This window comes from Leisingera daeponensis, from assembly GCF_019801465.1.
Classification (GTDB): domain Bacteria; phylum Pseudomonadota; class Alphaproteobacteria; order Rhodobacterales; family Rhodobacteraceae; genus Leisingera; species Leisingera daeponensis_A.
Genome location: NZ_JAHVJA010000001.1, coordinates 483,066 through 496,596 on the forward strand (window position 1 = coordinate 483,066; position 13,531 = coordinate 496,596).

The 13,531-nt window shown below is 62.0% G+C and carries 13 protein-coding genes; 7 read left to right on the forward strand and 6 right to left on the reverse strand.

What is annotated here, in order from left to right; translation table 11 throughout:
* Window positions 1-77: 77 nt before the first annotated feature.
* Together alaS and KUV26_RS02350 are read left to right on the forward strand one after the other, a co-directional pair.
* Window positions 78-2,729 carry an alanine--tRNA ligase gene (alaS, locus tag KUV26_RS02345; protein ID WP_222507188.1) on the forward strand — a complete coding sequence of 884 codons (2,652 nt, stop codon included), beginning with the start codon at window positions 78-80 and terminating at the stop codon, window positions 2,727-2,729.
* Between the two features lie 78 nt (window positions 2,730-2,807).
* Complete coding sequence (locus tag KUV26_RS02350; protein WP_174147010.1) at window positions 2,808-3,095, forward strand: DUF1330 domain-containing protein; 288 nt, start codon at window positions 2,808-2,810, stop codon at window positions 3,093-3,095.
* 123 nt (window positions 3,096-3,218) lie between these two features.
* Here KUV26_RS02350 and KUV26_RS02355 read toward each other — a convergent pair whose 3' ends face one another.
* From KUV26_RS02355 to KUV26_RS02365, 3 genes are all read right to left on the reverse strand, one after another.
* Window positions 3,219-4,076 carry a hypothetical protein gene (locus KUV26_RS02355; RefSeq protein ID WP_222507189.1) on the reverse strand — a complete coding sequence of 286 codons (858 nt, stop codon included), beginning with the start codon at window positions 4,074-4,076 and terminating at the stop codon, window positions 3,219-3,221.
* A 331-nt stretch (window positions 4,077-4,407) separates the two neighbouring features.
* Complete coding sequence (gene typA / locus KUV26_RS02360; RefSeq protein WP_222507190.1) at window positions 4,408-6,228, reverse strand: translational GTPase TypA; 1,821 nt, start codon at window positions 6,226-6,228, stop codon at window positions 4,408-4,410.
* Between the two features lie 93 nt (window positions 6,229-6,321).
* Window positions 6,322-6,657: a DMT family transporter gene (locus KUV26_RS02365; protein ID WP_222502529.1), complete on the reverse strand. Its 336-nt coding sequence runs from the start codon at window positions 6,655-6,657 to the stop codon at window positions 6,322-6,324.
* Window positions 6,658-6,910: 253 nt separating this feature from the next.
* Between KUV26_RS02365 and KUV26_RS02370 the strand changes: the two genes are divergently transcribed.
* Entirely contained in the window at window positions 6,911-7,693 is a 783-nt protein-coding gene (locus KUV26_RS02370) for a class II glutamine amidotransferase (protein WP_222502530.1), read from the forward strand.
* Between the two features lie 30 nt (window positions 7,694-7,723).
* On the opposite strand, the gene KUV26_RS02375 is transcribed toward KUV26_RS02370, so the two are convergent.
* From KUV26_RS02375 to KUV26_RS02385, 3 genes are read right to left on the reverse strand one after another with little or no spacing between them, the layout of a single operon-like run.
* Entirely contained in the window at window positions 7,724-8,893 is a 1,170-nt protein-coding gene (locus KUV26_RS02375) for an HD domain-containing protein (RefSeq protein ID WP_222507191.1), read from the reverse strand.
* Window positions 8,890-9,135, reverse strand: a complete 246-nt coding sequence (locus KUV26_RS02380; protein WP_222502532.1) for a hypothetical protein — start codon at window positions 9,133-9,135, stop codon at window positions 8,890-8,892. The genes KUV26_RS02375 and KUV26_RS02380 overlap by 4 nt, the downstream gene beginning before the upstream one ends.
* Entirely contained in the window at window positions 9,135-9,788 is a 654-nt protein-coding gene (locus tag KUV26_RS02385; protein WP_222502533.1) for an alpha/beta hydrolase, read from the reverse strand. The genes KUV26_RS02380 and KUV26_RS02385 overlap by 1 nt, the downstream gene beginning before the upstream one ends.
* A 185-nt stretch (window positions 9,789-9,973) precedes the next feature.
* Here KUV26_RS02385 and KUV26_RS02390 point away from each other — a divergent pair, with 185 nt between their 5' ends.
* The 4 genes from KUV26_RS02390 to KUV26_RS02405 all read left to right on the forward strand — a co-directional run bounded on the left by KUV26_RS02390 (window position 9,974) and on the right by KUV26_RS02405 (window position 13,496).
* A complete protein-coding gene (locus KUV26_RS02390) occupies window positions 9,974-10,432 on the forward strand; it encodes an Rrf2 family transcriptional regulator (RefSeq protein ID WP_222507192.1) in 459 nt (152 codons plus the stop codon).
* A 129-nt stretch (window positions 10,433-10,561) separates the two neighbouring features.
* A complete protein-coding gene (locus tag KUV26_RS02395) occupies window positions 10,562-11,605 on the forward strand; it encodes a cysteine desulfurase family protein (protein WP_222507193.1) in 1,044 nt (347 codons plus the stop codon).
* 14 nt (window positions 11,606-11,619) lie between these two features.
* Window positions 11,620-13,143: a Fe-S cluster assembly protein SufB gene (gene sufB, locus KUV26_RS02400; protein WP_222507508.1), complete on the forward strand. Its 1,524-nt coding sequence runs from the start codon at window positions 11,620-11,622 to the stop codon at window positions 13,141-13,143.
* Window positions 13,144-13,181: 38 nt separating this feature from the next.
* Window positions 13,182-13,496 (forward strand): YbjQ family protein, encoded by a 315-nt coding sequence (locus tag KUV26_RS02405; protein ID WP_222502536.1) that lies wholly within the window; start codon window positions 13,182-13,184, stop codon window positions 13,494-13,496.
* Window positions 13,497-13,531 lie beyond the last annotated feature (35 nt).

Below are 13,531 nucleotides of genomic sequence, written 5' to 3' on the forward strand. Positions count from 1 at the left end.
CCCGCTGTGGACAGTATGCAGGCTGACGGGTAAACCTGCCCGGAACGCTTGTTTTAAGCCCGCAAGAGATCCCGCACATGCCGACGCTCAACGATATCCGCTCAACCTTTCTGAACTACTTTGCCAAACAGGGGCATGAGGTGGTCGATTCCAGTCCGCTGGTGCCGCGCAACGACCCCACCCTGATGTTCACCAATTCGGGCATGGTTCAGTTCAAGAATTGCTTTACCGGCGTGGAAACCCGCGACTACAAGCGCGCGACCACCTCGCAGAAATGCGTGCGCGCCGGCGGCAAGCACAACGACCTCGACAACGTCGGCTACACCGCGCGCCACCACACGTTCTTCGAGATGCTCGGCAACTTTTCCTTTGGCGATTACTTCAAGCATGAGGCGATCCCCTTTGCCTGGGAGCTGATCACCAAGGAATTCGATATTCCGAAAGACCGGCTCTACACCACCGTCTATCATACTGATGACGAGGCCTTTGAAATCTGGAAGAAGATGGGCGTGCCGGAGGAGCGGATCATCCGGATCGCGACCTCGGACAACTTCTGGCAGATGGGTGATACCGGCCCCTGCGGGCCCTGCACCGAGATTTTCTATGACCACGGCGACCACATCTGGGGCGGCCCTCCGGGCTCGCCGGAGGAAGACGGCGACCGGTTCATCGAAATCTGGAACCTCGTCTTCATGCAGAACGAGAAGTTCGCGGACGGCTCCATGGTCGATCTGGACATGCAGTCCATTGACACCGGCATGGGGCTGGAGCGGATTGCAGCGCTGCTGCAGGGCACCCACGACAACTATGAGACCGACCTGTTCAAGTCGCTGATCGAAGCCTCGGCCAACGTGACGAACACCGATCCGTTCGGGGATCAGAACGTGCATCACCGGGTGATCGCCGATCACCTTCGCTCCTGCTCCTTCCTGATCGCTGAAGGCGTGCTGCCCTCGAACGAGGGCCGCGGATATGTTCTGCGCCGGATCATGCGCCGCGCGATGCGCCATGCCTCACTGCTGGGCGCCACCGATCCTGTCATGCACAAGCTGGTTCCGGCGCTCGTTCAGAAGATGGGCGCGGCCTATCCGGAACTTGGCCAGGGGCAGGCGCTGATCGAGGAAACCTTCGAGCAGGAGGAAACCCGTTTCCTCAGGACGCTGGACCGCGGTCTGAAGCTGCTGGATGAAGCCGCCGCCGATCTGGGCAAGGGCGACGTGCTGCCGGGTGAGACCGCCTTCAAACTGTACGACACCTACGGCTTCCCGCTCGACCTGACGCAGGACGCGCTGCGTGCCAAGGAGATCGAAGTCGACACCGATGGTTTCGATGCCGCCATGAAGGCACAGAAGGAGCAGTCCCGTGCCGGCGGAATCGGGCTGGGCGAAGCTGCGGATGTGAAGGTCTACTTCGACATTCTCGATGCAGCGGGCGCCACCGATTTCCTGGGGTATGAGACCGAAAAGGCCGAAGGCCAGATCGTTGCAATCGTCAAGGACGGCGCGCAACTGCAATCCGCGGCCAAGGGCGACACGGTGCAGGTGATCCTGAACCAGACACCGTTCTACGGCGAAAGCGGCGGCCAGGTCGGCGACACCGGTGTGCTGACCGTCGAAGGCGGCGCGGCCCGCATCACCGACACCAAAAAGGTGGAGGGGCTGTTTCTGCACATTGCCGAAGTGACCGAGGGCGAAATTGCCGTCGGCAAGGGCGCTGCGATGGAAGTGGATCACGCGCGCCGCAGCAAGATCCGTGCGAACCACTCCGCCACCCACTTGCTGCACGAAGCCCTGCGCAATGCGCTGGGGGAACATGTGGCGCAGAAAGGCTCGCTCAATGCTGAGGACCGGCTGCGGTTCGACTTCAGCCACAACAAGGCGATGAGCGCCGATGAACTGGCCAAGGTCGGTGCGGAGGTGAATGACTTCATCCGCCAGAACACGCCGGTTTCCACCCGGATCATGACCCCGGATGACGCGCGCGAGCTGGGTGCCCAGGCGCTTTTCGGCGAAAAATACGGCGAAGAGGTTCGGGTGGTCTCCATGGGACGCGCGCCGACCGGCAAGGGGCACGACGGCGACACCTACTCGATCGAGCTGTGCGGCGGCACCCATGTGAAGCAGACCGGTGACATCGGCACCTTCGTGATCCTGGGCGACAGCGCCTCCTCGGCCGGGGTGCGCCGGATCGAGGCGCTGACCGGCGCCGCTGCCGTTGAACACCTGGAGCGCGAAGCCGGCCGCATGGCCGAGGTTGCCGCGGCGCTGAAGGCGCAGCCTGCGGATGTCCTGGACCGTCTCAAGGCGATGATGGAGGAACGCAAGGCGCTGCAGAATGAGATCTCCAATCTCAAGCAGCAGATCGCGATGGGCGGCGGCTCCGGCGGCGGCGCCGAAGCCAAGGATGTGAATGGCAAGAAGTTTCTGGCCCAGGCGCTGCAGGGCGTGTCCGGCAAGGATCTGCGCGGCCTCATCGACAAGCACAAGCAGAATATCGGCTCAGGGGTGATCCTGTTGATCGCCGAGGAAGACGGCAAGGTGGCCGTGGCTGCGGGTGTTACAGATGATTTGACCGGTGAAATTTCAGCAGTGGACGTGCTGAAAGCGGCTGTTCCCGCTGTCGGGGGCAAGGGCGGCGGCGGCCGGCCGGATATGGCCCAGGGCGGCGGCAAGGATTTCTCTGGCGCCGAGGAAGCTATCAAGGCTGCCGAGGCCGTGCTGGCTGGCTGACCATTTGGTCAAAAAACACTTGGTCTTTCCGGCAAACTGCCTAAGCTGCCGGAAAATTCTTGAAACTGGGAGGCTGCGATGCCCGCACTTTGGATTGCACATGTGACCGTTACCGACGCCGATGCCTATGGCAAATATGCCGAGCTGGCAGGCCCGGCGATTGCCAAGCATGGCGGGGAATTCATCGCCCGCGGCGGGCGCTTTGTGCAGCTGGAAGGCAAGGAACGGCCGCGCAATGTGGTGGCCAGGTTCCCGAGCGTCGAAGCGGCAGTGGATTGCTACCACAGCCCGGAGTATCAGGAAGCACTGGACCATGCGCGCGGCGCCTCCGAGCGCGAACTGATGGTGGTGGAGACCAGCGAGTAGCAGGATTGCTACACTTTCGGCTGCGGCATGACAGAGTTTAGGCCCGCTTGAAGATCAAGAAAGGCGCGGCAAAGGCCGCGCCTTTTTCCATGCAGCTTTGCTTGTGTGGGACATGGAGGCCGTTTAACCCGATATACCAGCCCCGACGCCAGCGGAGACACCGCCTGCGCCAACCCCGGCGGAGACACCGCCGCCGCCAGTCGACGCGCCTGCGCCAACCCCGGCGGAGACACCGCCGCCGCCAGTGGACGCGCCTGCGCCAACCCCGGCGGAGACGCCGCCGCCAGTGGATGCGCCTGCGCCAACCCCGGCGGAGACACCGCCGCCGCCGGTGGACGCGCCCGCGCCAACCCCGGCGGAGATACCGCCGCCGCCAGTCGACGCGCCTGCGCCAACCCCGGCGGAAGCGCCGCCGCCGCCAGTGGATGCGCCTGCGCCAACCCCAGCGGAGATACCGCCGCCGCCAGTGGACGCGCCTGCGCCAACCCCAGCGGAAACGCCGCCGCCACCGGTGGACGCGCCTGCACCAGCGCCGGCGGAGGCAACTCCGCCGCCGGAGGCGCCTCCCGAGCCGGATCCGTTAGCGGCTCCGCCTGAAGAGCCGCCGCCAATTCCGTTCCCGGACCCGCTGCCGTTGCCAGGCGACGTGTTTGAAAGCGAGCCGCTTCTGTCTGCTCGGCCGGCGAAGGTTTGCTGTGCCGAGGCTGTCGGCATGATGATTTCATCCGAAAGAATTTTTCCTGTGCGCCTGTTCAATACAATCGCACGGTAATATCCGTCCTTATAGGCAGAGACTTCAATCCGGTTGAACATCAAGGGTTTGAGCTTGGAAACCGTAAAGCCCTCTTCCCGCATCAGCTCGATCGCGGGACTGGCAGCCTCAAGGACGGGTTTCTGATCGGCTGAACCGGGAGCTGCGGTTACCGAAAGCAGAAACACTGCAGGCAGGGCTCGGCTGGCTATGAACTTCGAAATTCGCATCGGTCCTCTCCTTGGATTGAAACTGTCATTAGAGGAGTGGTGCTTGAAAAAATCACTTCAAGGGTGTGTTATTGGATGAAATTAATACAATCCTAACCAATCTTCTCGCGCCATTTCGCCTGCAGATAGAAGCTGCGCGTTGAAAGTTCTCAGGCGATCCAGGGAGTTAGAGGGAGTAAGCCGCAGTAAGGCAAAGAGAGCTTCAGGAGTTCCAGGCGAAGTCGGATCTATAAAAAACTTGAGACTTTAGAGATCGAAGAGACCGCATGAGCTGGATGCACGGTTGACGCCGTTTCCATAAAAAAAGGCGCCCGCAGGCGCCTTTCTCTGATCAGCTGGCCGCTTTGGCCATCCGCTTGCGTTCATGCGGGTCCAGGTAGCGCTTGCGCAGGCGCACGTTGTTCGGCGTCACCTCAACCAGTTCGTCGTCGTTGATATACGCGATGGCCTCTTCCAGCGACAGCGTCATCGGCGTGGTCAGGCGCACGGCGTCGTCTGTACCGGAAGCCCGCACGTTGGTCAGTTTCTTGCCCTTCAGCGGGTTCACTTCCAGGTCGTTGTCGCGCGAATGCTCGCCGATGATCATGCCGGTGTAGATGTCGGCCTGGGCCCCGATCATCATTTTGCCGCGCTCTTCCAGGTTCCACAGCGCGTACGCCACCGACTGGCCGTTCTCCATCGAGATCAGCACGCCGGCGCGGCGGCCCGGGATTGCCCCCTTGTGCGGCGCCCAGCCGTGGAACACGCGGTTCAGCACGCCGGTGCCGCGGGTGTCGGTCAGGAATTCGCCGTGATAGCCGATCAGGCCGCGCGAGGGGACGTGGGCGATGATCCGGGTCTTGCCTGCGCCTGCGGGCTTCATCTCGACCAGTTCACCCTTGCGGGCGCCGGTCAGCTTTTCGATCACCGCGCCCGAGTACTCGTCATCCACGTCGATGGTGGCTTCCTCGATCGGCTCCATTTTGACGCCGTCGACTTCCTTCATGATCACCTGCGGGCGGGAAATCGACAGTTCGAAGCCCTCGCGGCGCATGTTTTCGATCAGAACGCCCATCTGCAGTTCGCCGCGGCCGGAAACCTCGAAAGCTTCGCCGCCGGGGGTGTCCTGGATCTTGATGGCGACGTTGCTTTCGGCCTCTTTCATCAGACGGTCGCGGATGACGCGGGACTGCACCTTCTTGCCGTCGCGGCCGGCCAGCGGGCTGTCGTTGATGCCGAAGGTCACGGTGATGGTCGGCGGGTCGATCGGCTGGGCGTCCAGCGGCTCATCCACAGCCAGGGCACAGATGGTGTCGGCAACGGTGGCCTTGGACATGCCGGCGATGGAGACGATGTCGCCAGCCTGGGCTTCCTCGATGTCCTGCTGGGCCAGGCCGCGGAAGGCCTGGATCTTGGTCACACGGAACTGTTCGATCTTCTGGCCGATGCGGGAAATCGCCTGCACGGTTGCGCCGACCTTAAGTTTGCCGGATTCGACGCGGCCGGTCAGGATGCGGCCGACGAACGGGTCGCTGCCCAGAGTGGTGGCCAGCATCCGGAAGTCGTCGTTCTGCTGCTTGATCTGCTTGGGTTCCGGCACGTGGTTCACGATCAGGTTGAACAGCGCGTGCAGGTCCTTGCGCGGGCCGTCCAGATCGGCATCGGCCCAGCCGGAGCGGCCGGAGGCATAAAGATGCGGGAAGTCCAGCTGGTCTTCGGTTGCGTCCAGCGAGGCAAACAGGTCAAAGCATTCGTCCAGCGCGCGGTCGGGCTCGGCGTCGGGCTTGTCGACCTTGTTCAGAACCACGATCGGGCGCAGGCCCAGGGCCAGCGCCTTGGAGGTCACGAATTTGGTTTGCGGCATCGGGCCTTCGGCGGCGTCGACCAGCAGCACTACGCCGTCCACCATCGACAGGATCCGCTCCACCTCGCCGCCAAAGTCGGCGTGGCCGGGGGTGTCGACGATGTTGATGCGGGTGCCGTGCCATTCCACCGAGGTGGGTTTGGCAAAAATGGTGATGCCGCGTTCGCGCTCCAGATCGTTGCTGTCCATGGCGCGTTCCGCCACAGCCTGATTTTCGCGGAAGGCGCCGGATTGTTTCAGCAGCTCGTCAACCAGGGTGGTCTTGCCGTGGTCAACGTGAGCAATAATCGCAATGTTGCGCATATCCATGACGTTCGCCTTTGTAAGGAAGTTGGGCCGCGCATAGCCCGAACCCCGCACAAAGGCCAGAGGAAAACGGCCGCGGGCGCCTGCAAATGCGGTTCAGTGGCCCGACGACTTGGAAAACAGGTGAATGATGACAATTCCTGACATGATCATCACCATGCCGATGACAGCAGGCAGATCCAGTTTCTGGCCGAAGACGATGAAGGCAATGACCGCGATCAGAAGAATGCCAAGGCCGGACCAGATGGCATAGACAATGCCGACTGGCATGAATTTTAGGGTCAGCCCCATCATGTAGAAGGAGAAGGCATAAGCGACCAGAACGATCAGTGACGGTCCCAGCTTGCTGAATTGCTGGCTGGCCTGCAGGGCTGTGGTGCCGATGGTTTCCGCTGCCACTGCAATGATCAGGTAGACGTAATGTACCGGCATCGCTGCCTCCGTTATCCGCGCTTTGCCCGGCGTGGCGGGCCTCTGCCAGTTCCTCCGCTACAGCATCCTGTCGGCGGGAGGAAGTCCCGATGCGTCACCGGGTGCTGCGTTTTCGCCTGCAGCGGAAATGAACATGCGGTTGTGCACGGATACGCTGGACTGTGAATTGGAGAAATCTTAGGACCCTGTTCCGATAATGAGGGGCAGGCGGAAACGCTGACCTGATTCCCGAAAACAGAATGGGGACTGCCATATGTGCCGCTGGGCCGCCTACACGGGTGCGGAGGTTTTTCTGGAAGACATCATCTCGACACCGGCCCATTCGCTGATTGCGCAAAGCCAGAAGGCAGTTAAATGCAAGACCGCGACCAATGGCGACGGTTTCGGCATTGCCTGGTATGGTAGGCGGCAGGAGCCGGGGCTGTACCGGGATGTCTATCCGGCGTGGTCCGACTGCAATCTGCGGGCGCTGGTGCACCAGGTGCAATCGCGCCTGTTTCTGGCGCATGTCCGGGCGTCCACCGGGTCCGCCACAAGCCGGAACAACTGTCATCCCTTTACCGCTGGCAAGTGGAGCTTCATGCACAACGGGCAGGTCGGCGGGTTCGAAAAGTTCCGCCGCCACGCGGATATGTGCATTCCGGACGAGCTGTATGAACACCGCAAGGGGGCGACTGACAGCGAGGTGCTGTTTTTGCTTGCCCTGCGCGAAGGCCTGGATGCGGACCCAAAGGGGGCGCTGGAACGGGCTGTTGCCCGGATGGAAGCCCTGTCCCGGGCGCGCGGATGCACACCGCATATGCGCTTGTCGGTGGCGATGTCTGACGGCAAGACACTTTTTGCTGCGCGCTATTCCTCTGACAGCATTGCGCCGTCAGTCTACTACCGGTGGAGCGAGAGCATGAAGGGCTGGGCAGTGGTGTCGGAACCGCTGGAAGACACAGGCGAGGCGTGGAATGAGCTGAAACCGGGTGAGTTTCTGACGCTGACGCCCAAGGGCGCTGAAACCCAGCCGTTTCTGCCAGTTACGGAGTGAGAAATTGCGGCGCCGCAGGGCGGGGAAGCTTCAGAGGCGTCCGGCCTTGCGGAACCAGGGTTCGATTTGAGCGCGGACATAGGTCCAGACCTCGGGCGCGCCGCGGTTGACCTTGCCGCCGACACGGGTGTCAAGCTGCGGCAGGCTGACGTTGTAATCCAGCCAGCTGCCGCCGCCGTTCAGCAGGTTCAAAAGCACGGGCTGCACCCGGTCAATGGATTTGGCATAGACGGCATCCGCGGTCTCGGCTGCCTCGAATTCTTCCCAGACCGCGCGCATCGGCGCACCTTGGTCCGAGGGGAGCATGCCGAACAGGCGGTCTGCGGCCTCTTCTTCCCTGACGGCCAGCGCAGCAAGAGCGGCCGGATCCGTGACACCGTGGATTGGGGCGTCGCCTGCGTCGATTTCCACCAAGTCATGCAGAAGCAGCATCTGCAGCACCCGGTCGGTGCTGACGGTGCTGGGGCTGTGTTCGGCCAGCACCCAGGCGTACAGCATGATGTGCCAGCTGTGCTCGGCAGAGTTCTCGTGGCGCGAGCCGTCGCCGAGCTTGGAAGCGCGGCTGACAAGTTTCAGCTTGTCTGCTTCATTCAGGAAGGGCAGGCGGGCGGTCAGGCGGCTGCAGTCGTATCCGGTGTCCTCGCCCAGCAGCGCCAGTGCGTGATGGAAGGCTTCGGGAAGATGTTGCTCCAAAGCGGCGGCGCGGCCCCCAAACAGGTTGTGCCGGACAACGTCGACATGCCAGTCGAGCGGGGTTGCGCCGTAAAGCGTCTGGAAAATCGGCTGGCAATGATCCACCCGCTTGGCAAACTGCGCGTCCGGGCTCTCGGACGCTTCGAACTCCCGCCACAAGGACAGGAACTCAGCGCCCTGATCCGGGGGTAGCAGACCGAATAGCCGCTTGGCGGCCGCCATTTCCGCTTTGGCCACTGCGTCCCAGTCAACTTCACTGGTGATCGGATGGTCGCCTGCGTCGATCTCAACCAGGTCGTGAAGCAGCAGCATGCGGATGGAGCGGAAAACATCCACCTCCGGCGCTGCAAAGGGGGCCAGCACCAGCGCATAAAGCGCCAGGTGCCAGCTGTGCTCAGCCGAGTTTTCGCAGCGGCTGCAATCAATAATCAGGTTTTGGCGCTCAACTCGGCGCAGCTTGTCTGCTTCCAGCAGAAAGGCAAACTGCGCCTCTAGGCGGGCGTTCACGCCTCACCTGAGGCGCCAAGCTGCGCCTGCAGCTCGGCAACTTTTTTGTTGAGGAAGTCGCGCGCCTTGCGTTCAGCCAGGCGCACGCGGATTTCCGTCAGAAAAGCTTCTTCAAGCGACTGGGACGCAGCGCCAAGAACTTGCCCCACCTCCACATACAGCCGCTCTTCACCGCTGGCGTCCTGCACCTTGAGGGTATCGACCGCCAGTTTTTGGGCCAGCGTTTCGATGGTGCCGCTCATCAGCGGGTGTTCTCCGTCAGACGGCGCTTCACGTAATCGGTCACACTGCCGATCATCGTGTCCATATGCGGCTCCTGGAAGAAATGGTCCGCGCCCTCCACCTCGGTGTGGGTGATGGTGATGCCCTTTTGCTCATGCAGCTTGCCGACCAGGCTGGCCGTGTCGGCAGGCGGCGCCACGCGGTCGGCGGTGCCGTTGATGATCAGGCCCGAGGACGGGCAGGGCGCCAGGAAGGAGAAGTCGTACATGTTGGCCGGCGGCGCGACCGAGATGAAGCCGGTGATCTCGGGCCGGCGCATCAAGAGCTGCATGCCGATCCAGGCGCCGAAGGAGAAGCCCGCAACCCAGCAATGCTTGGAGTTGGAGTTCATCGACTGCAGGTAATCCAGGGCCGAGGCGGCATCGGACAGCTCGCCCACGCCCTGGTCATATTCGCCCTGGCTGCGGCCGACGCCGCGGAAATTGAACCGCAGAACCGTGAAGCCCATGTTGTAGAACGCATAGTGGAGGTTGTAGACCACCTTGTTGTTCATGGTGCCGCCGAACTGCGGATGCGGGTGCAGCACGATGGCGATCGGGGCGTCTTTTTCTTTTTGCGGGTGATAGCGGCCTTCGAGGCGGCCTTCGGGTCCAGGAAAGATGACCTCGGGCATGGGCGGTTAAAATCCTACTCTCGTTGTCGGGTCTGCCGCAGAATACTTGACGGGTTCGGTCAGGCATCTTAGAACAGTTCTAATCAAAGGCGCTGGCCTCGCCATACACCGTCAGGCTGAGATACGCACAGTCGGAGGGAAGGTCAATGTTTTCGCACTCGCGCCCTGGTTTCGAGGGATAAATTATGAAGCTTTCCACCAAAGGGCGCTACGCGATGGTTGCGCTGGCGGATATCGCGCTGCAGCCGCAGGGCGATCTGGTGCCGCTGGGCGATATTTCCAAGCGCCAGGATATCTCGCTGCCGTATCTGGAGCAGTTGTTCGTCAAGCTGCGCCGGGCCGGGCTGGTCGAGTCGGTGCGCGGCCCCGGCGGCGGCTACCGCTTGGCCATGCCGCCGTCCGAAGTGCGGGTGGTGGACGTGCTTTCCGCCGTGGATGAAACAGTTGACGCCATGCACAAAGGAGCAGGGGCATCGGGCGCATTGTCCGGGAGCCGTGCGCAATCGCTGACCAACCGCCTGTGGGAAGGGCTGAGCGCGCATGTGTACGTGTTCCTGCACCAGACCCGGCTGTCGGATGTGATCAACAACGATCTGGCCCCATGCCCGGCAGTGCCCAATCTGTTTGCTGTTGTGGACGACTGATTTGGGGGGCGAGCAACCCGCATCATCCCGCCCCGCCAGGACGTATTCCGAACGGAATTTGCGCGGAACCTTTGCCAATTACCGCAAGGCGGCTTATGACGCGGCAGTGATCCGCAAAAAGATGTATCTATGAAGCGCGTTTATCTTGACCATAATGCCACCGCTCTCCTGCGCCCGGAGGCACAGGCCGCGATGATTGCGGCGATGGAGATCTGCGGCAACCCGTCTTCGGTGCATGCCGAGGGCCGGGCTGCCAAGGCTCTGGTTGAGAAGGCGCGGGCACAGGTGGCTGCCGCGTTCGGGGCGGACGGGGCGGATATCGTGTTCACCTCCGGCTCTACCGAAGGCGCGGCTCTGGCACTGGCCGGCCGCGGTCTGCATGGCGCACCTGTGGAGCATGACGCCGTGCGCGCCTGGATCACCAAGGACCTGCCCGTGACAAGCGAAGGCGCGGTTGAGATCAGCGACCCCGCTCAGTCCGCTCTGCAACTTGCGAACTCCGAAACCGGTATCATTCAGGCACTGCCGGAAGGTCTGGCCGTGACGGATGCGACCCAGGCTCTCGGCAAACTGCCGGTTGCCTTTAATTGGCTCGGCGCCCAAATGGCGCTGATTTCGGCCCATAAACTGGGCGGCCCCAAGGGTATCGGTGCGGTCGTTATGAAACGCGGCACCGATCTGACGGCCCGGATCAAGGGCGGCGGCCAGGAAATGGGACGCCGCTCTGGCACCGAAAATGTCATAGGAATCGCGGGCTTCGGCGCCGCAGCTGAAGCGGCGGCAAAAGATCTGGCAAATGGTGTCTGGGACAGGGTTGCAGAACTTAGAAATATTCTAGAAAAGGCGCTTGTGTCTGGCGTAAGCCATACTATTTTTGTCGGAAAGGATCAGAAGCGGCTGCCGAACACCCTGTGTTTCGCAACGCCGGGCTGGAAGGGCGAAACCCAGGTCATGCAGATGGACCTTGCGGGCTTCGCGATCAGCGCCGGCAGCGCCTGTTCCAGCGGCAAGGTGCGCGCCAGCGCGGTGCTGACCGCGATGGGATATGACGAGGCCACAGCCCAGGGCGCCGTGCGCGTGTCGCTGGGGCCCGAGACAACGGAAGAAGATGTGCTGCGCTTTGCCGAGGCGTGGCTGCAAAAAGAAAAGAAACATCGCGCCCGCGCGGCGTGAGTGAGGAGATGACGATGGCCGCTTTGGACCAGACCCAAGTCAAGGAAGGTGTTGACCAGGAAACCGTGGATGCGGTGCGCGAGGTTGGCGGTGCGTACAAATACGGCTGGGAAACCGATATCGAAATGGAATACGCGCCGAAGGGCGTGAACCCCGATATCGTGCGCCTGATCTCGGAAAAGAACGAAGAGCCCGAATGGATGACCGAGTGGCGCCTGAAGGCCTTTGAACGCTGGGAGCAGATGGACGAGCCGAAATGGGCAATGGTCAGCTATCCGGAGATCGATTTCCAGGATCAGTACTATTATGCCCGCCCGAAATCGATGGAAACCAAGCCCAAGTCGCTGGATGAAGTCGATCCAAAGCTGCTGGCGACCTACGAAAAGCTGGGTATCCCGCTGAAAGAACAGATGATCCTGGCAGGCGTCGAAGGCGCGGGCAACGCTCCTGAGGAAGGCCGCAAGGTCGCTGTGGATGCCGTGTTCGACTCGGTTTCCGTGGGCACCACATTCCAGAAGGAGCTTAAGGAAGCGGGCGTGATCTTTTGCTCGATTTCCGAGGCCATCCGCGAACACCCGGAGCTGGTGAAGAAGTACCTCGGCTCCGTGGTGCCTGTTTCCGACAACTTCTATGCGACGCTGAACTCTGCGGTGTTCTCGGACGGCTCTTTTGTCTATGTGCCGCCGGGCGTGCGCTGCCCGATGGAGCTGTCGACCTATTTCCGCATCAACGCGGAAAACACCGGCCAGTTCGAACGCACTCTGATCATCGCCGACAAGGGGTCCTACGTCTCCTACCTCGAAGGCTGCACCGCGCCGCAGCGCGACACCGCGCAGCTGCACGCCGCGGTGGTGGAGATCATCATCGAGGAAGACGCCGAGGTGAAATACTCCACCGTCCAGAACTGGTACCCGGGCGATGAGAACGGCAAGGGCGGCATCTACAACTTCGTGACCAAGCGCGCCGATTGCCGCGGCGACCGCGCCAAGGTGATGTGGACCCAGGTGGAGACCGGTTCCGCTGTGACCTGGAAATACCCCTCCTGCATCCTGCGTGGTGATGAAAGCCAGGGCGAGTTCTACTCGATCGCCATTGCCAACAACATGCAGCAGGCCGACACCGGCACCAAGATGGTGCACCTGGGCAAGAACACCAAGTCGCGCATCGTCTCCAAGGGGATCTCGGCCGGCAAGGCGCAGAACACCTACCGCGGCCTGGTGTCGATGCACCCCAAGGCCAAGAACTCGCGCAACTATACTCAGTGCGACAGCCTGCTGATCGGCGACAAATGCGGCGCCCACACGGTTCCCTACATCGAGGTCAAGAACAACTCCTCCCGCGTGGAGCATGAGGCGACCACCTCCAAGGTGGACGACGACCAGCTGTTCTACTGCCGTCAGCGCGGCATGGACGAGGAAGAAGCGGTGGCCCTGGTGGTCAACGGCTTCTGCAAGGACGTGCTGCAGGCGCTGCCGATGGAGTTCGCCATGGAAGCGCAGCAGCTGGTTGCGATCTCGCTGGAAGGGTCTGTCGGCTGATGGCAGGCCCCTGGGCATCAACTCAAGGAGGCAGCAGCATGATCGTTACCACCACCAACTCCGTCGAAGGCTATCAGATTGCCGAGTACAAGGGGATCGTGGTGGGCGAGGCGATCATGGGTGCCAATGTGGTGCGCGATGTCTTTGCCCAGATCACCGATATCGTCGGCGGCCGTTCCGGGGCTTATGAAAGCAAGCTGCAGGATGCCCGCGAAACGGCTCTGGCAGAGCTCGAGGACCGTGCCCGGGCCAAGGGCGCCAACGCCGTGGTCGGTGTCGATCTGGATTACGAAGTGGTCGGGCAGTCCATGCTGATGGTCTCGGCCAGCGGCACCGCAGTGGTGCTGGGATAGAAATGAAACGGCCCCGGTGGGCCATGGGAATATCG